Raw genomic sequence first — 18,009 nt, forward strand, 5'->3', positions numbered from 1 at the left:
CTTTTACTAGCGACTTATCTAGGCCAGTAAACAAATACGATCTATGCGATGCTCAAATATTTGTGAGTTTGAATAGATAAACGCCAGTTACGTTCAATACAAGTGTCAATACACAGCTGTGTTGCACGTTCTTTTTGGCTAATAGGCTGAAGTGCAATGACTGTCTTTTCTGGAACATCGGCTCTAGCAAGAAGAGTATCAAGCTGCTCGATATCTTTACCTGTGCCAACAGGGTGCTTGATTTCATTCGCACGAACAAGTGCGCTATCAAGGATGTCCAACTTGGCTTTCATTGCGATTTTCGGTGACACCGTAACCCAAGTGTCCGATGTGGCTTTTACTTCTGATGTTCCGCTGGTCTCAATCTGACAGCGACAACCGTGTTGCTCAAATGCTTCAGTAAGAGGGACAAGATCATAAATGCACGGCTCGCCACCTGTGATCACAATGTGCTTAGCTGTGTAACCTTGTTTGATGTATTCATTCACGATTCCTTGAGCATCAATTGCTGACCAAGTTGGTGAATCCTCTGTCTTAACCATAATATCGCCAAGGCTAGTTTCATCTTCAGGTAACGCTTCCCACGTCTGTTTGGTGTCACACCAAGAACAGCCTACAGGGCAAATTTGTAGACGAACAAAAACAGCAGGAACGCCGGTAAATACGCCCTCGCCCTGGATGGTTTCAAACATTTCATTAATCTTGTACAACTTACCCTCAGCTCAATCATTTGATGAAATTAATCAACCGCAGACCTTAAAGCACTTGCCCCTTTTGGTCAAACAAATGAGTACTGATAAATGAGTTGATCAAAGCCCTAGCCTGAGCTTTCAAGTTCCCTTATCCTTTCGCCCATTAGATTTTGTTAGCTTTTAATTTTTGGTAAGGAAAAACATGTACAAACTGATTGCTCTTGATATGGATGGCACACTACTTAACAGTGAAAAAGTGATTTCTCAAGAGAACAAAGGCGCGATAGCTAAAGCTCGCGCTGCAGGTGTGAAAGTGGTTCTGGCTTCTGGTCGCCCTTTAGAAGGCATGCAGAGTAAGCTAGACGAGCTTTCAATCAACGGCGAAGATGACTTTGTGCTCTTCTACAACGGCTCTATGGTTCAGAACGTTTCAACAAAAGAGATCATTCACAGCGAGATCAGTAATGGCAAAGCCGCGAAACAGATTGCTGCATTAGCACAAGAGCTAGGTGGTTATGTGCATGCCTTCAGCAAGCTTCATGGCTTAATCACACCCGAGAACAATGAGTACACAGCGATTGAAGCGCGTATTAACGGCTTAGAGATTACCGAGTTCGACTTTTCGCAACTAGAAGACGACCACGAAATCATCAAAACAATGATTGTCGCTGAGCCAAGCAAGCTGACTGAAATCATCGGCAAGTTGCCACAAGAGCTTAAGACTCAGTTTACTATCGTGCAAAGTGCACCATTCTTCTTAGAGTTTTTAAACCCAAATTCAAACAAGGGTGTGGGTATTGAAGCAATCGCTAAACATTTGGGGATTACAGCGGAAGAAGTGATCTGCATGGGCGATGCTGAAAACGATCACCATATGCTTGAATACGCGGGCATGGGTATTGCGATGGAAAACGCAATGGAAGAAACCAAGAAGCTAGCTGACTACATTACAGCAAGTAACGATGACCATGGTGTCGCATTAGCTATCGAGAAGTTTATCTTTAACTCATAATCGCTAAAGTGACATTAATACTCTATTACAAGAACGACAAAGGCTGTGCATTGCACAGCCTTCTTTCATTATAAGTGACTAAGTTCGCTTACTGTCTTTTCCAAGGCAAACGAAAGGCCACGACCCCCAACAAGATCAACAACGGGAAACGTAAAGTTTCAATAACAAACGAAGCGATACCACTGAAAGACACGAAACTACCAGCCCAACTTATCAATAGATTCTCCGCTAGCAACATCACAATCACGCCAATCACAATATTAAACGAGAACTGACCCGTTAGCGGTTTTGAATCTGTTAACGTCACCAAACATGCAATCGTCATTAAAATCGCAACCCAAAACGTGAACGTTGGCAATGGCCAAATTACGGTTAAGATGATTGAGAGTAAACATAAGCCCCACCACACGCTTTTTGAGCTTAACAATACACTGATATCGATATCAGGCTTGCTGTCTAATCTCACGATATGCCACGTCGTTAAGGCACCTAAGACGCCGCCCATCAACACATCACTAAAGAACGCACTGCCTGAATAAGTTTTGAATAACATGATCCACAATAGTCCAACTGTCACTATCAACAGCGATTTCTGATCTGTTAAGCGTTTGAGCTTCCAACAAACTAACAAGGTTAAACTAACCCATAAAGCCGCCAACAAGCTCGGAAAACTATACCCACTGCTCGTCACTAGCTTTAACGTTGGGAGATAAGCATGTGGGCGAGGAAAACCAAAACCCTGATGAGCGATTAAGGTAAGCAGAGTCACTGATATCAGCGTGAAACCAAATTTCAATGCGAAATTACGACCAAAATGCCAAGCAACTAGCGGCAAGATCACGATAAAGATCCAAGGCTTTGCTAAGAAGTCAGTCAAAAGTACCGTATTAGCAAAAACATTCGACAGGTTATCGAACGTGTTTTGAAGTGAAACAATCCCGTTCAATTCCGCTTGATGAACTTTAGGAGCTGCGCCCACCAGCTCAGTCACGTAAGTCACTGGTTGATTTTTCGCGGATAGAAAAAATTCGTTGATCTCAGACCATTGTTCAGGATAGCGGTATTGGTTTGCTTCCAATTCAGTTGGCGGCAATAACATCGCGCGACTCACTTCAACACCATAATGAGGCGCGAACCAAATTGGTAGCTCAAAGCCACCTAACTCATTTCGAGCTTGGTAGCTGATCACTTCAGAATCAGAAATACAATCATACACAACGGCACTGTCGGTATAACCCAACACATCACCGACCGTAACAGACAAGCCAGCCTCTTCCCAAGTTTCACGTTGCGCTGCGATAGCTGGCGGCTCACCAGAAACAACGGTACCACCCGGCAGAGATAAATGACCGGTGATCAATTCATCAACCAACACGATTTGGTTATCAGCACGTACTACACACAAAGCGCCCGCGATGTGATCAGGCAAGGTATTGTTAGCCCAAGCGGAAGTAGCACTCAAAAGGGACAGAATAAAAACTAATAGATATCGAGTAACCAACGAATTTACCTAAAAATAAGAGAAAAAATGAAAGACTGCTAATGCATCGTATTGTAATCAAACCCAAACAAAATCGCTGTCTATGTTTTGTTCAAAGCCTTTCTCATCCATTGAATGTGAGGTATGAACCCCATTTTTTGATAGAAGTCCTTGGCAGGTAAATTAAAGTCCCAAACCTCTACAAAAACCTGGGTAACACCATAGTCTTCAAAAGTAGATTCAACGCGATTAAACAACATTTGAGCCACATCCGCTTTTCGATATTCCGGCAACACAAAAAGCTCATCGACACTGCCCATCTGAACCGGTTTACTCACGGTAGAAATAAGCTCACAGAAATGCCCCGAGATAAAGCCAACGATCAGCTCTCCTTTTAATGCCACATACACCAAGCACTCAGGATCATCTAAGTATCGTGCAATACTCTTTTCCTGCTCTATCTCTTCGGCCGTTTTAAAATGTTCAGGACACGCAATATGATGATGGTGGTGAAGCTCAAACATCAACTCATTCAGTTGCTCTAGGTCGGTGTGCTTTGCAGCCCTTAAGGTGACATTCATGACAAGTACGCTTCTCAAACCTAATTGATAATTAAACTGAGTCTAGTTTACTTGCAGTGAGTATCTATACAAGTTATTGAATTAATTCGTTGTTTAAACTGCGTGTTTTAGATGCAAAAATGGCCACATAGAGTGACCATTTGTTTTGATTTGGATAGAACTGATAGAACGTGTATCGAAGCTCTCGCTTTATGCGCCGTTGTCTTCTTTCTCTTCATTGAGTTCAGCAAGCTGTTGTTCCAGTTCAATAAGCTTAATTTCCGCTTCTACTTCAGCGACACGCTTTTCTGCATCAGTGCGGTTATCCTGTGCCAAACCATCTGCTGTAACTTGGGTTCTTTGAGCATTTCGAGCGTCGTCAGTATCTTTCATCGAACCAGCAACACCGCCAGTCACGCCACCCAGAGCAGCGCCCTTAACGGCCAAACTTGCATCTCCAGTCAATGCACCAGCCGTAGCACCTAGCAATGCACCACCTATAGCACCGCGGTTACGCGCAGCGTTTTCATTTTCGTTATCTGTCGCTGGTGATGCACAACCAGAAAGAGTCACAATTAATGTTGCTAGCAATAAAGGTTTAGTGAATGTCATGAGTGTCTCGCTTAGTTCTTCGTTTGGAATGAAGCTATCTTAAGCAGAACCGTTAACCAGATAAATAAAGCCACCTTTAGACGATACATCATACTTAGCTATGTATTTCGCAGTTAACACATAACCGATTGATGACGTATCGCATTGGTGTACCTAATTCATCAGACACAAAAAAGGCGACCAACAAGGTCGCCTCAAGAATGATTGCCGTTCAGGTTTAGTCTTTAGACCAAAAGTTCTGCATATCCGCAGCACTTGGAGGTGGTCTTACGCCACAATCTCGATAATGATTTTTATCACCTATTCCCAGTATTTTACCATTTTCATCATTAATCATCGCTGCGACTTTCACACCATCACCAACATGACGGGTCAACACGACAATTTCACCGGCTCTTTCAGATCTTACCGCGCCCAAGATTTGGTATTCATAGCGGCCTTTCCTTGAATTAACAATCATCTTCGAGTTAATAGGATCTGCTTTATACCCTACGCCAATATCAAAAACCGCTTGATACAAATCGACACCAGTCTTAGATACGCATTTAAATACCTTGGGATGACTCAAAGGTTCTAACAACGTTCTGCTGATATCATTCTTTGAAATGGCAGCATTAGCAGCACCACTAACAAGTAAAGTTATGAGTAAAAGGTAGGCTCGCATAAAAAGACCTCAATATGTGGGATTCATAATGAGGTCATATTAAGCGCAATGGGTAAGCGAATGAATAAAGTAGAGTTTAGGTAAACCATCACGTTTGGCTATGCGTTTATAAACGCACCAAATAGAGATTAACTAATCTTCAAAGTTCATCTACCTAGCTTTTCTGCAATTTCCGTTAAGCTTGTTGGATCATCAATAGTTGAAGGCACCACATATTGCTCACCTTCGGCTATCTGTCGAATAGTTCTACGCAAGATCTTACCTGAGCGCGTCTTAGGCAGCCTCTCAACCACCAAGGCTTGCTTAAAACATGCAACCGCACCAATCTCGTTACGAACCTTACCCACTAGCTCAGCTTGCAGTTCAATGCTATCTACTTTCACGCCATCTTTTAGCACAACTAAACCCAGTGGCAATTGCCCCTTCAAATCATCGTGAATACCAACAACAGCACATTCAGCGATGGCAGGGTGACCACCAACAATCTCTTCCATTTCACCAGTCGACAAACGATGTCCTGCGACATTAATCACATCATCAATACGCCCCATGATAAATAGATAACCGTCTTCATCAAGATAACCGCCATCACCCGAAACATAATAGCCCGGGAACTGACTCAGATAGCCAGACTCAAATCGGTCATGGTTGCGCCAAACCGTCGGTAGACAACCTGGTGGTAATGGGCGTTTAAGCGCCACAAATCCTTGTTGATTAGGCAGAGCTACTTCGCCTAGTTCATTGAGGATCTCCACTTGATAACCCGGTACAGGTTTCGTTGAAGACCCCGCTTTTACAGGCAAAGACTCTAGCCCTGTAGGATTTGCAGAGATAGCCCAACCCGTTTCGGTTTGCCACCAATGATCGATAACCGGCTTATTAGTATGAGACTCAACCCAATCCAATGTTGGCGGGTCTAAGCGTTCTCCCGCCATGAAAATCGACTTGAGCGATGATAAGTCATAATTGGTGAGCAACTCACCTTCAGGATCTTCTTTCTTGATTGCTCTAAACGCTGTTGGCGCGGAAAACAACACATCGACGTTGTACTCTTCACACACACGCCAGAATGCGCCTGGATCTGGTGTTCTTACCGGCTTACCTTCAAACAGAATCGTAGTGCAGCCGTGAATCAATGGTGCATACACAATATAGGAATGCCCCACTACCCAGCCGACATCAGAAGCCGCCCAAAATACGCCATCTTGCGGCATATCGTAGATGGTACTCATCGAGTATTTCATCGCGACCGCATGACCACCATTGTCGCGTACAACGCCTTTAGGCTTACCCGTAGTGCCTGATGTGTAAAGGATATACAACGGATCGGTTGCCAAGACAGGAACACAACTGTGTGGCAATGCATCGTTAACCGCTTGTTGCCAAAGTACATCGCGTTCATGGTTCAATTCGGCTAAAGACTGCTCTCTTTGGAATACCACCACTTTCTCAGGCTTCCAGCGGCTGTCCATGATCGCGCGATCAACCATCGGCTTATATGGCAGCACCTTGTTTATCTCGACACCACAGGATGCCGTGATCAACACCTTGGGCTCGGCATCTTCAATTCGAACGGCAAGCTCATGAGGAGCAAACCCACCAAACACCACTGAGTGAACCGCGCCTAGTCGTGCACAGGCTAGCATTGCCATTGCCGCTTCAGGAATCATTGGCATATAAATCACCACACGATCGCCTTTGGTAACACCTTGCGTTGCTAACATCCCCGCGACTTTAGCCACTTGGTTACGCAGTTGGTCGTAGGTGTACGATGATTGAGTCCCGGTAACTGGAGAGTCGTAAATCAGTGCCACTTTATCACCACGACCATTTTCGCAATGATAATCCAACGCCAACCAGCACGTGTTCATCACCCCATCAGGAAACCAGCGCTCAATACCGTTATCGTCAGTTTGTAATATCGTTTTTGGTGACTCAAACCAATCTATCGCTTGTGATTGTGCTTCCCAGAACGAATTTGGATCTTCCCTCGCCCATTGATACTCGGTGATATAGTCTGTTTTTCTGTTCATTCGATTCGTAGCAGACATAGTGCCTCCTCCATGATTTATCCATTTTCCAAGCGCCTAGCTTTTGGCTGTTCACTTGGGTGCACTCTTTTCTCAGCGTTGTGTTCGTGAACATTTAGCCGTTCACGACAATCGCTTTACTTGGAAAAAGGCACACGAATGGCACCTTCCATGATCACTCGGGCACTACGACTCATGATCGCCCTTTCAATTTTCCAACCGTTTTCTGTTTGCAAAGCTTTAGCTCCCACCTTTAAGGTTCCTGATGGATGGCCAAAGGTCACAAAATCACGGGAACCCTCACCGGCTGCCAAGTTCACTAACGTGCCCGGAACACTCGCCGCTGAAGCAATGGCGACTGCAGCTGTGCCCATCATGGCGTGATGCAGTTGCCCCATAGACAAAGCTCGCACCAGAAGGTCGGTATCGTCAGCTAATACCGATTTACCACTTGAAGCTTGATACGCTTGAGGCTTAGCAACAAACGCGACTTTCGGTGTGTGTTGGCGTGATTCCGCTTGTTCTAAAGAATCAATCAGCCCCATTGCAACCGCGCCATGTGCTCGGATGGATTCAAACAGAGCCAAGGCTTTTGAATCGCTGTTGATATCCGATTGAAGCTCTGTGCCTTGATAACCCACCGATTCAGCATCAACAAAAATGGTTGGTATTCCTGCATTGATGTATGTCGCTTTGATGCAACCCAGATCTGGAACATCTAAGAAATCGACAACATTCCCTGTTGGAAACATTGAACCACTCGCATCGGCTGGGTCTAGGAAATCAACTTGGATTTCAGCGGCGGGGAAAGTGACACCATCGAGTTCAAAATCACCCAATTCTTGGACTTCACCATTAACGATAGGCACGTGAACAATGATGGTTTTCTCTATATTCACTTGCCATACTCGCACCTCGACCACACCGTTTTCTGGAATACGGTTTGAATCGACTAAGCCACTATGAATAGCAAATGGGCCAACCGCTGCAGATAGATTTCCGCAGTTACCACTCCAATCGACAAACGGCTTGTCTATTGCCACTTGACCAAAGAGGTAATCAACATCGTGATCGGCTCTGTTGCTCTTCGATACAATCACGGTTTTACTGGTACTGGACGTTGCGCCTCCCATACCATCGGTTTGCTTGCCATAAGGATCTGGACTGCCAATTACTCTCAGCAACAACTTATCTCTCGACTCTCCAGCAACTTGCGCTGATTCAGGCAAATCACTTAGGTTGAAGAAAACGCCTTTGCTCGTCCCGCCTCGCATATAGGTCGCAGACACTTTGATCTGTTTATTGTTCATCACAAGCTCCTACTGGGCGAGAAAGTCTTTGGCGAAACGTTGCAACACGCCACCAGCGCTATACACGTTCACTTCGTCAGCGGTGTCTAATCGACAGGTTACTGGGACATCAAGCTTTTCACCGCTTTTACGAGTGATGACTAGAGCCAAATCAGAACCTGCTTCAATGTCACCGTACACGTCGTAAAGCTCGGAGCCATCAAGTTGTAAGGTATTGCGATTGGTTCCCGCTTTAAACTGCAAAGGCAACACGCCCATTCCAACTAAGTTGGTTCTGTGGATTCGTTCAAAGCCTTCGGCAACAATCACTTCAACACCCGCTAAGCGCACCCCTTTGGCTGCCCAGTCACGTGATGAACCTTGTCCATAATCGGCACCAGCAACAACAATCAAGGGTTGTTTACGGTTCATGTAGGTTTCTATCGCTTCCCACATTCGCGTAACTTGACCTTCGGGTTCAACCCTTGCTAATGAACCTTGCACGACTTCTCCTGCGTCCTTCACCATTTCGTTGAACAATTTCGGGTTGGCGAAGGTTGCTCGTTGTGCGGTTAAGTGATCACCTCGATGGGTCGCGTAAGAGTTAAAGTCCTCTTCCGGCACTTCCATTTTGGTGAGGTATTCCCCCGCTGCGCTCGAAGCGAGAATCGCATTTGAAGGGGATAAGTGATCCGTAGTGATGTTGTCACCCAGAATCGCTAGAGGTCTCATTCCAGATAGGCTTCGTTCTCCCGCAAGAGCCCCTTCCCAATAAGGTGGTCTGCGTATATAGGTACTTTGAGGTCGCCAGTCATAAAGCGGCTCAGTAGTCACCTGATCCTCGTCTGGCTGGAACATTTTTACGTAGATTTGTTGGAATTGCTGTGGCTTAACATGCTCACAGACAACGGCATCGATCTCTGCATCACTCGGCCATAAATCACTTAAGTAGATTGGCTTTCCATTGTTGTCCGTACCTAAGCTATCTTTCTCGATATCAAAGCGAATCGTACCCGCTAAGGCATAAGCAACAACCAATGGCGGTGACGCTAAAAAGGCTTGCTTTGCGTATGGATGGATTCGACCATCGAAGTTTCGATTCCCCGATAACACGGCGGTTGAATACAAGTCGCGGTCGATGATCTCTTGTTGGATTTTAGGATCTAACGCCCCACTCATACCATTACAGGTAGTGCACGCATAGCCGACGATACCGAAGCCTAATTGTTCAAGTTCAGGAAGCAAACCTGCCGACTCGAGGTAGAGCTTGGCAACTTTAGAACCCGGAGCAAATGATGTTTTGACCCACGGCTTGCGAACTAATCCAAGTTGATTGGCTTTCTTAGCCACCAGTGCGGCAGCGACCACGTTTCTTGGATTACTGGTGTTAGTACAAGAGGTAATTGCCGCAATGATCACGGCACCATCGGGCATCTGCTCGTCGCTGTACTGCTTAGCATGCTGCTCTTTCCAAGATGCTTGACTGATACCTTGTTCAACCAACTCTCTGGTTGGCAAACGACGATGGGGATTAGATGGCCCTGCAATATTTCGCTCAACTTTTGACAAATCAAACTCAAGTACGCGCTCATATTGAGCAGAATCTAGATCGTCAGCCCATAGCCCGGTTTGCTTGGCGTAGCGTTCAACTAATTCAACCTGCTCAGGCTCTCGTCCTGTGAGTTTAAGGTATTGAATAGTCTGCTCATCGATGTAGAACATCCCCGCAGTCGCACCGTACTCAGGGGTCATATTGGATATAGTGGCACGGTCGCCAATAGTCAGTGCACGAGCACCTTCACCAAAGAACTCTAAGTAACTAGAAACCACTTTTTCATTTCGAAGAAACTCGGTAATCGCAAGCACAATATCCGTTGCCGTTATCCCTTCTTGTCGTTGACCCGTTAGCTTCACGCCCACGATGTCTGGCAAACGCATCATCGACGGACGACCGAGCATCACAGTCTCGGCTTCCAAGCCACCTACACCGATAGCGATAACGCCCAGAGCATCAACGTGAGGAGTATGACTGTCGGTACCGACACAAGTATCAGGAAACGCGATGCCTTCTTTAGATTGAATAACTGGAGACATTTTCTCCAAGTTAATCTGGTGCATGATCCCGTTACCCGCTGGGATCACACTCACGTTTTTAAACGCGGTTTTACACCATTCAATAAAATGAAAACGGTCTTCGTTTCTGCGCTCTTCAATCGCGCGGTTTTTATCAAATGCTTCGTTATCAAACCCGGCATGTTCCACTGCCAAAGAGTGATCAACAATCAGTTGAGTTTCGACCACTGGGTTCACCTTGGCAGGGTCTCCGCCTTGGTCGGCAATCGCATCGCGTAAGCCAGCTAAATCAACTAAAGCGGTCTGACCTAGAATGTCATGACACACCACTCGCGCAGGATACCAAGGAAAATCTAAGTCGCTCTTGCGTTCAATGATCTGTTTTAAGCTGTCTTCAAGGGTTTCAGGATCACAGCGTCTTACTAATTGCTCTGCCAATACTCTCGACGTATAAGGCAAGGTTTTATAGCTACCTGGAGATAGTGCTTCTACCGCTTCGCAAGCATCGAAATATTCTAAACCCGTTCCCGGTAAAACCTTTCGATACTTGTTTTCATCAAGCTCTTGGTTTCTTTCAAGTTTTACATCAGACATACATCCACCATTATCTGTTAAATTCTATTCGTTGTTTCTTGAGGCCTTGTCGTATGAAGACGGAAGTCACCTCGAGATTTAAGTCGGCTCGTTATAGAGGGCTAACGTAGATGAATAGGTAGCCAGTCTTGATGCTCTGGCCCGGTGTAGTCTGCACTTGGACGAATGATGCGATTGTTTTCTCTTTGTTCGAACACGTGTGCTGTCCAACCTGTGAGGCGGCTCATCACGAAGATCGGAGTAAATAATTTGGTTGGGATGTCCATGAAGTGGTAGGCCGATGCATGGAAAAAGTCAGCATTACAGAACAGCCCTTTCTCGCGCTTCATTACCGCTTCAACACGCTCAGAAACGGGGTAGAGCTGTTCATCTCCCACCTCTTGAGCTAGCTCTTTTGACCAACGCTTGATTAGAGCATTTCGTGGATCGCTCTCACGATAAATGGCATGACCGAAGCCCATGATTTTGTCTTTATTAGCAAGCATATTCATGATGTTCGCTTCAGCCTCATCGGCGGTTTGCCAATCTTGAATCATTTCCATCGCGGCTTCGTTTGCACCGCCATGTAAGGGGCCTCGCAACGTACCAATAGCTGCTGTGACACACGAGTGGATATCCGACAGCGTTGATGCACACACACGAGCGGCAAAGGTTGAAGCATTAAACTCATGTTCCGCGTAAAGGGTTAGCGAGCAGTGCATCACCTTCTTATGAAGTTCACTAGGCGCTTTATCCGTTAACATTTTCAAGAAGTAGCCACCCAGACATGCTTCACTTTGATCTTCAGTATCAATTCGCACGCCATCATGGCTAAAGCGGTACCAATAACAAATAATCGCAGGAAAAAGCGCGAGCATTCGTTCAGTCGCGGGCAGTTGCTCAGAAAAATCAGTCTCTTGCTCTAAATTACCCAACATTGAACAACCCGTTCTCATCACATCCATTGGATGAGCGTCTGCAGGGATAAGCTCTAGTGCTGCTTTCAAAGGTTGAGGCAAGCCGCGCAAACCAACCAACAGTGTTTTGTAATCATCTAGCTCTTTTTCACTGGGTAAATGACCTCTTAGTAGCAGATGCGCCACTTCTTCGAACTGAGCATGATTAGCAAGGTCAGTAATATCATAACCACGGTAGGTTAAGCCGGTTCCTGATTTTCCTACCGTACATAGCGCCGTGGTTCCCGCACTCTGGCCACGTAGACCAGCACCACCGATTGCAGGTGTGCTTACTGGTGCACTTGCTGTTTTTGTGCTTTGTGTTTGGTTTTCTGTTGAAGCCTTATCGACAGCTGCTTTATCACTCAAAGATACAGACATGGTGAACTCCTTTTCTGTGTTAGCCGCCTGCACTCTTTGGTGCTGCCTGTTTATATGTCCGATGATCTTTATCTTCGGTATTGGATATGGCGACTAACCATTTCACGTTATTGGATTAAGTTGATTTTTGATTAATTGAAACTGGTTTTACCCTTCGCTTGAAAATAACTGATCAAGCTTGTTCTCGTAGTCGTGGTAATTAAGGTGCTCGTAAAGCTCTTTACGGGTTTGCATCGAATCCAACAGAGCTTCTTGATTACCCTCAATTAACAAATGCTTGTAAACATTCTCAGCCGCTTTGTTCATCGCACGGAACGCACTCAATGGGTAAAGCACCATATCGACACTCGACTGCGCCAGTTCGTTACAGTTATAGAGTGGCGTTTGCCCAAACTCGGTGATGTTGGCCAAGATAGGCACATGCTTACCCGTTGCTGATTTCAGCGCCGCCGAGAACTTCACGTATTGATCGAGTTGATTCATCGCCTCAGGGAAAATCATGTCTGCGCCCGCTTCAACACATGCAATAGCTCGTTCAATCGCACTGTCAATTCCTTCAACCGCCAATGCATCCGTACGCGCCATAATCACAAAGCTCTCATCGGTTCTAGCATCGGTTGCCGCTTTGACTCTATCGACCATCTCTTGCTGACTAACAATTGCTTTATTTGGTCGATGACCACAGCGTTTCTGAGCGACTTGGTCTTCCATGTGAATTGCCGCTGCGCCTGCTTTCTCCATCGCACGAATCGTTCGTGCAATATTGAATGCGCCACCAAAACCCGTGTCGATATCCACCAGCAAGGGCAAATCACACGCATTGGTAATACGTTCAACATCCACCAACACATCGTTCAATGTGGTGATGCCTAAATCAGGCAAACCATAAGACGCATTGGCGATGCCTCCGCCAGACAAATAAATCGCCTGATGACCCAAGTTCTTTGCCATCATCGCGCAATACGGATTCACCGTACCGACGATCTGCAATGGATCGTTGTCTTGCACAGCTTGTCGGAACTTAGCTCCTGCTGATAACTTCATAATGACGCTCCTTGTTAATTGTTAATTTCTAACCTTTATGACTAATGATGTTTAGCTCTCGCCAGCGAAGAACCGCTGGCAAATACCAGTCGCCAGTTAATCAAGATCTTTGGATTGAATTTGTTGCTCTATAAGCAATCGGCTACCCGAGATGTGTCTTCGCATTAGCATTTCTGCTAGCTCTTCATCACGGTTGCGAATCGCTTGTAAAATGTATTTATGTTCATCAAGCGCCTCTTTTGGTCGAGACTGTGCTCTAGGCGATTGGTAGCGGTACATGCGTAATAGGTGATAAAGCTCATCACACAGCAGCGAAATGAGTTTGCTGTTACGACTCGCTTTGATAATGCGGTAATGGAAATCAAAATCCCCATGTTGATGAAAATAAGAAGAGCCTTCGACTTCATCGATATGTTTAGAATGTGTCGACAATAAGCCTTCAAGCCGAATCAACTCTTCTTGTGTGATGTGTCTCGCCGCTAATCGAGCAGCCATGCCTTCTAATGCTTCACGCACCGCGTAAAGCTCAAGTAGTTTGTCTGCTGAGAATGTAATAACTCGCGCACCAACATGTGGAATACGTTCTATCAGGCCAAGTCCTTCAACACGCATTATCGCTTCACGTAATGGACCTCGACTTACTTTAAAGCGTTTAGCCAGTTCAGGTTCCGAGATCTTACTGCCCGGAGGTAATTCACCGTTAACAATTGCCTCAACGAGGTATTCCGTCAGGTTTTCTGACTTGGTGTTTTCTTTATCGCTCACACGAGCTTTCGTGTTTGCACTTAAGGTGAGATCTTTTATCGCAGTATTCATATTCACGCTGCTCACTTCTGATTGTTGAGCCTTAATTGTCAACAATTCCATAACATGAATATAAAATACACGATTAAATTGTCGACAATCAAGCTAATTGTCGACAATTTAGACTAAGGTAGTATTTTTATTAACCACAAGAGAAGTAGTAAAACGAAGCAATAAAAGACAATAAACACATGTTATTCATAAGCTTAAATAACAAATGAGTGTACCAACCCTTACCCACCCCAAAGTTGGTCGAAAGCAATGTGTCGACAACTGACAGTCAACTTTTAAAACGCAGATCCATCCATCAATGATCTCAACCAAGATATAGGTATCAACACCCTTTCTCTCCGTTTAACTCCAAACCACAGATATAAAAAAGGCGCACTCATGTGCGCCTTTCATTCATAGAACTCGTTCTAACAAACCAATCTTTGGTCAAGCAATCTGGCGAGTCACTTCGAGGTATTTATTGATATCAACAAAATCAATCTGTTCCGGTTTCAGATACTCTTCTGCATATTGGATATGCGTGCCGCTGGTCAAGAACAGTCTAAACAGCTCGATATCTAGATGCTCATCCAGCGCCATTTTGTACATAATGTCGACAGCAACGCTAATTGGCTTCGCTTTCTTGTAAGGTCGATCGGCAGCGGTTAACGCCTCAAAAATATCAGAAATAACCAAAATGCGTTCTGGGATTGAAAGGTCGTCTGCTGTGAGCTTCCTTGGATAGCCTGTGCCTTTGAGTGTTTCATGGTGAGTCGACGCATAACGAGGTACACGGCTTAGCTCTTTCGGGAATGGCAGGTTTTCAAGCATCTTGATGGTACCAAGCATGTGCTCATTTATCTTAAACCTATCTTCAGCAGTTAAGGTGCCACGAGCAATACTCAAGTTATAGACTTCACCTAAATTGTATAAGTGCTCTGGAACGTCCATCTTGATCTGGTGTTTCGGGTCAAATTCTAATGGCCTATCCCTTTTCACTATGTGCTCAGGCTTATCACTCAAGAGTGGCTCTGTCGCAGGTAAACTTGAACTAAGTACCCTATTCATCGCCTCTATTGGTGACAAACCGAGTTGGTCGTCGAAATTACGAGTCCAAGTCGTTTCAGCGATAGATCGAATACGCGCGACTTTATCATCACTCATAAATTCACCACCAACGTTCGATGTCGCGATAAACGCAAAGTCATCCTGTAGTTGTTGCTTCGTCGCTGCAAGCTCATCGGTTATCTGTTGCGCTGGTAGCGTGCCTTCAAGTTGTTTCCTCAAAGCCGTAATTTCCGCATCACGCCAAAGTACCTCAAATCGCGTTCTCACCTCGTGAATTCGGTTGTAGTTGGCCTCAAGTTTCGTTCCTTTATCGACGATATGCTCAGGTGTCGTGATCTTGCCACAATCATGAAGCCAAGCCGCAATTCTAAACTCACGGCGCTCATCATCATTTTCGAACTTAAAGTCTTTGAAGTGCTCAGACTGCGATTTTTCAGCCGCATCAGCCAGCATCAAACCCAGTTCTGGTACACGATTACAATGCCCTGCTGTATAAGCGGATTTATCATCGATCGCTTGAGCGATGAGTTTGATAAACGACTCAACAAACGCCTCTTGAGTTTGCTCATGTTGTTTGAGTTCTGTCGACATCTCTTTAACTGCAACTGACAGCTCCCATATTTCCTTAATTCGAGTATCCAGCACGGTCACGCTGTCATAATCACGCTGCTTAATCTTACTCGTCTCTGCTTTTAACTGACGAATAGGACGGACAATAGGCGCACCAAAGATCCAAGCTACGGGTAAGGTTAGGCTCATCAAAAGCACGGTCACGCCAATAGAGGTTGCCACTCGCTTATTCACCGCACTATAAATTTCCGCTTCTGGTATCGCTACTGCAAAATATTCAGAGTACTGCGCGCCCGTCTCAATCTTTTTCAGATATAAGCGCTTAGCTTCACCATTAAGCACAATCTTAACCATTTCGCCTTCAGTGGTCGCTGTCGCAGTTCTTTCATAGAGCTCCGTATAAGGGATGGTTGTACCGGTATTTAGGGCCGGATGTTGAAACCACTTTTGCGATAATGCGGCTTTTTGTTCTTCCGTTAATGCATTTATGGCTTGGTTGATGATTGGTAACAGCTGTTGATGTTTATTCTGCAGCACAATGTGAAACTGGTTTGGATAGCTCGCTTTCAAGTCCGATAGCGCTTCATTCACTTTGAGGTTTGCATGGAAAAATTTATCCAATGAAAACGACAGCACGGGCTTAGCATCGAGTACCGCAAAATATTCACCATTTTCAACAGCATCCAATGCCGATTCCATGTCGGAAAACTCAACAAGCTCGATATTTGGGAAGTCTGCTCTCAACTGAGGTGTAATCGACCACCCTGATAGAATCGCGACTTTTTCACCTTCAAGCTCAGCGTAATTTGATAGGGTTTGAACGTCACCTCGAGTGACAACAGAGAAAGGCAGTTCATATATAGCGTCAGTGTATAAACCTTTCACGCCGTTGCTTTCGTAGTTCTGAATTGAATGCAGGCCATCAATGCTTCCCTCTTGAAACTTGCCGGTTAACTCCGCCCACGAAAAACCATTCACAAATTCAAATCTAACCCCGCTCATCTCACTGATCATTTTTAAGAGATCAATCGCGTAACCGTGTGGTTCTCCAGATACAGAGAAGTCCATCGGTCCCCAATCATTTTGATTAGAGAACAACAAAGGAGGTGTTTTTTCTATGATGGCTTGTTGCTCAGAAGACCAATTGATTTCACTAGCTTGAGGAAATACTTGTGTCGTTTCAACATCACGATTAGACGCGATAATGTTGCCGGATTTGGAATATAAGAAAGATTCAACCTGACTGTCTTCATCAAGATCCAATGCACTCGCAGATAACTTGCTTGCCAAAGATGACAAGACGATATCGATGCCTATCACATGTTGTATATCGCCAGCAGCTTTTGATTCAAAGGCTAGAGAATAGGTCTGTCCCGTTATCTGGAGATGCTGGAAAAGGTAAGGCTGCGTTTTTTCAACCGTCTCTGTATTAGCGGATTCATACCAAGGTCTTGTCGTCGGAAAGTAATTACTCGGTTCTGTCTTTGACTCCCTGAGATTAAACTCAAGGTCATAGTATTTGGTCGTACGGATACGGCCTGCTTCTCTATCACTGATCTCAATCACAACCCACCGGTCTGAACTATCAGCACCGATTTTATCTCTCACAAAAGGAGATGATTCCAGATTGATAATCTGAAAGAAACGCTCGTTAGAAGACCCAATATAAATACTGTAAAACAGCGGATTGTCTTTTATCGCTTCTGAGAGAATTCCACGCGACTCTTCCCGAGAGATCTGGTGGCTAATAGAGCGATGTACTGAAGAGAGTAAACGAGCAGTATTTATCGCGTCTGAGTCGACGTTACCGATATAGTCGCTTAAGTCCTGAGATACCATGGTCAACTTGGACAAGGTATGCTCTGTCGCCATTTTTTTACTGAAGTAGTATTGAAGTGAAACCGCAACGATCGCTGTCAGTACCGTTGCAAGCAAAAACATCCCTCCAACGGTAAACCGTAACGAGATTTTTGTGTTCGTCATTATTCTATCCTTGAATAACCACTAGCCCAGAAATGTAACATGCTAGCAATATTTATATTATTACTACGGCATACTGTCTCTAGCAACACATTATTCTATATATTATTTAAGATCTCCCTATATCCCCCTCTGCGTCGCAATAACCTCGTATTTAAATGACACTTAACAATATAAAACGGCAACTAATTACCATAATTAAACTAATGTTATTTGTTTTCATAAAATGG

13 protein-coding genes are annotated in these 18,009 nt (G+C 44.9%); 1 reads left to right on the top strand and 12 read right to left on the bottom strand.

The window, feature by feature from the left end; all coding sequences use genetic code 11:
- Positions 1-41 precede the first annotated feature (41 nt).
- Entirely contained in the window at positions 42-710 is a 669-nt protein-coding gene (gene queE, locus AC3CKG_RS08900) for a 7-carboxy-7-deazaguanine synthase QueE (protein WP_488528188.1), read from the bottom strand.
- Between the two features lie 184 nt (positions 711-894).
- On the opposite strand from queE, the gene AC3CKG_RS08905 reads away from it, so the two are divergent.
- Positions 895-1,704 carry a Cof-type HAD-IIB family hydrolase gene (locus tag AC3CKG_RS08905; RefSeq protein ID WP_488528189.1) on the top strand — a complete coding sequence of 270 codons (810 nt, stop codon included), beginning with the start codon at positions 895-897 and terminating at the stop codon, positions 1,702-1,704.
- Between the two features lie 88 nt (positions 1,705-1,792).
- Here the strand turns inward: AC3CKG_RS08905 and AC3CKG_RS08910 are convergent, their stop codons facing one another.
- The 11 genes from AC3CKG_RS08910 to AC3CKG_RS08960 all read right to left on the bottom strand — a co-directional run bounded on the left by AC3CKG_RS08910 (position 1,793) and on the right by AC3CKG_RS08960 (position 17,782).
- Positions 1,793-3,205, bottom strand: a complete 1,413-nt coding sequence (locus AC3CKG_RS08910) for a bifunctional NUDIX hydrolase/phosphatase PAP2 family protein (RefSeq protein ID WP_488528190.1) — start codon at positions 3,203-3,205, stop codon at positions 1,793-1,795.
- Between the two features lie 80 nt (positions 3,206-3,285).
- Positions 3,286-3,765 carry a GNAT family N-acetyltransferase gene (locus tag AC3CKG_RS08915; RefSeq protein WP_488528191.1) on the bottom strand — a complete coding sequence of 160 codons (480 nt, stop codon included), beginning with the start codon at positions 3,763-3,765 and terminating at the stop codon, positions 3,286-3,288.
- A 189-nt stretch (positions 3,766-3,954) separates the two neighbouring features.
- Positions 3,955-4,356 carry a YMGG-like glycine zipper-containing protein gene (locus AC3CKG_RS08920; protein ID WP_017106724.1) on the bottom strand — a complete coding sequence of 134 codons (402 nt, stop codon included), beginning with the start codon at positions 4,354-4,356 and terminating at the stop codon, positions 3,955-3,957.
- A gap of 217 nt (positions 4,357-4,573) precedes the next feature.
- Positions 4,574-5,020: a hypothetical protein gene (locus tag AC3CKG_RS08925; protein WP_488528192.1), complete on the bottom strand. Its 447-nt coding sequence runs from the start codon at positions 5,018-5,020 to the stop codon at positions 4,574-4,576.
- A gap of 146 nt (positions 5,021-5,166) precedes the next feature.
- Positions 5,167-7,071 (bottom strand): propionyl-CoA synthetase, encoded by a 1,905-nt coding sequence (locus AC3CKG_RS08930; protein ID WP_488528193.1) that lies wholly within the window; start codon positions 7,069-7,071, stop codon positions 5,167-5,169.
- A gap of 116 nt (positions 7,072-7,187) precedes the next feature.
- On the bottom strand, positions 7,188-8,360 hold the full coding sequence (gene prpF, locus AC3CKG_RS08935; protein WP_488528194.1) for a 2-methylaconitate cis-trans isomerase PrpF: 1,173 nt from the start codon (positions 8,358-8,360) through the stop codon (positions 7,188-7,190).
- A gap of 9 nt (positions 8,361-8,369) precedes the next feature.
- Positions 8,370-11,006, bottom strand: a complete 2,637-nt coding sequence (acnD, locus tag AC3CKG_RS08940; protein ID WP_488528195.1) for a Fe/S-dependent 2-methylisocitrate dehydratase AcnD — start codon at positions 11,004-11,006, stop codon at positions 8,370-8,372.
- Between the two features lie 101 nt (positions 11,007-11,107).
- Positions 11,108-12,322: a bifunctional 2-methylcitrate synthase/citrate synthase gene (gene prpC / locus AC3CKG_RS08945; RefSeq protein WP_488528196.1), complete on the bottom strand. Its 1,215-nt coding sequence runs from the start codon at positions 12,320-12,322 to the stop codon at positions 11,108-11,110.
- 147 nt (positions 12,323-12,469) lie between these two features.
- A complete protein-coding gene (gene prpB, locus AC3CKG_RS08950; RefSeq protein ID WP_488528197.1) occupies positions 12,470-13,366 on the bottom strand; it encodes a methylisocitrate lyase in 897 nt (298 codons plus the stop codon).
- Positions 13,367-13,462: 96 nt separating this feature from the next.
- Positions 13,463-14,182 carry a GntR family transcriptional regulator gene (locus AC3CKG_RS08955; protein WP_488528198.1) on the bottom strand — a complete coding sequence of 240 codons (720 nt, stop codon included), beginning with the start codon at positions 14,180-14,182 and terminating at the stop codon, positions 13,463-13,465.
- A gap of 426 nt (positions 14,183-14,608) precedes the next feature.
- Positions 14,609-17,782, bottom strand: coding sequence for an HD domain-containing phosphohydrolase (locus tag AC3CKG_RS08960; RefSeq protein ID WP_488528199.1), 3,174 nt, complete (start codon positions 17,780-17,782; stop codon positions 14,609-14,611).
- Between the last annotated feature and the right edge of the window lie 227 nt (positions 17,783-18,009).

The sequence above is a fragment of the Vibrio sp. QJM3NY_15 genome (assembly GCF_057785995.1).

What these genes read in the sequence shown, in the direction of transcription:
- AC3CKG_RS08905 (WP_488528189.1), top strand. Translation starts at nt 895, where the DNA reads ATGTACAAACTGATTGCTCTTGATATGGATGGCACACTACTTAACAGT.
- AC3CKG_RS08915 (WP_488528191.1), bottom strand. Translation starts at nt 3,765, where the DNA reads ATGAATGTCACCTTAAGGGCTGCAAAGCACACCGACCTAGAGCAACTG.
- AC3CKG_RS08920 (WP_017106724.1), bottom strand. Translation starts at nt 4,356, where the DNA reads ATGACATTCACTAAACCTTTATTGCTAGCAACATTAATTGTGACTCTT.
- AC3CKG_RS08925 (WP_488528192.1), bottom strand. Translation starts at nt 5,020, where the DNA reads ATGCGAGCCTACCTTTTACTCATAACTTTACTTGTTAGTGGTGCTGCT.
- AC3CKG_RS08930 (WP_488528193.1), bottom strand. Translation starts at nt 7,071, where the DNA reads ATGTCTGCTACGAATCGAATGAACAGAAAAACAGACTATATCACCGAG.
- prpF (WP_488528194.1), bottom strand. Translation starts at nt 8,360, where the DNA reads ATGAACAATAAACAGATCAAAGTGTCTGCGACCTATATGCGAGGCGGG.
- acnD (WP_488528195.1), bottom strand. Translation starts at nt 11,006, where the DNA reads ATGTCTGATGTAAAACTTGAAAGAAACCAAGAGCTTGATGAAAACAAG.
- prpC (WP_488528196.1), bottom strand. Translation starts at nt 12,322, where the DNA reads ATGTCTGTATCTTTGAGTGATAAAGCAGCTGTCGATAAGGCTTCAACA.
- prpB (WP_488528197.1), bottom strand. Translation starts at nt 13,366, where the DNA reads ATGAAGTTATCAGCAGGAGCTAAGTTCCGACAAGCTGTGCAAGACAAC.
- AC3CKG_RS08955 (WP_488528198.1), bottom strand. Translation starts at nt 14,182, where the DNA reads ATGAATACTGCGATAAAAGATCTCACCTTAAGTGCAAACACGAAAGCT.
- AC3CKG_RS08960 (WP_488528199.1), bottom strand. Translation starts at nt 17,782, where the DNA reads ATGACGAACACAAAAATCTCGTTACGGTTTACCGTTGGAGGGATGTTT.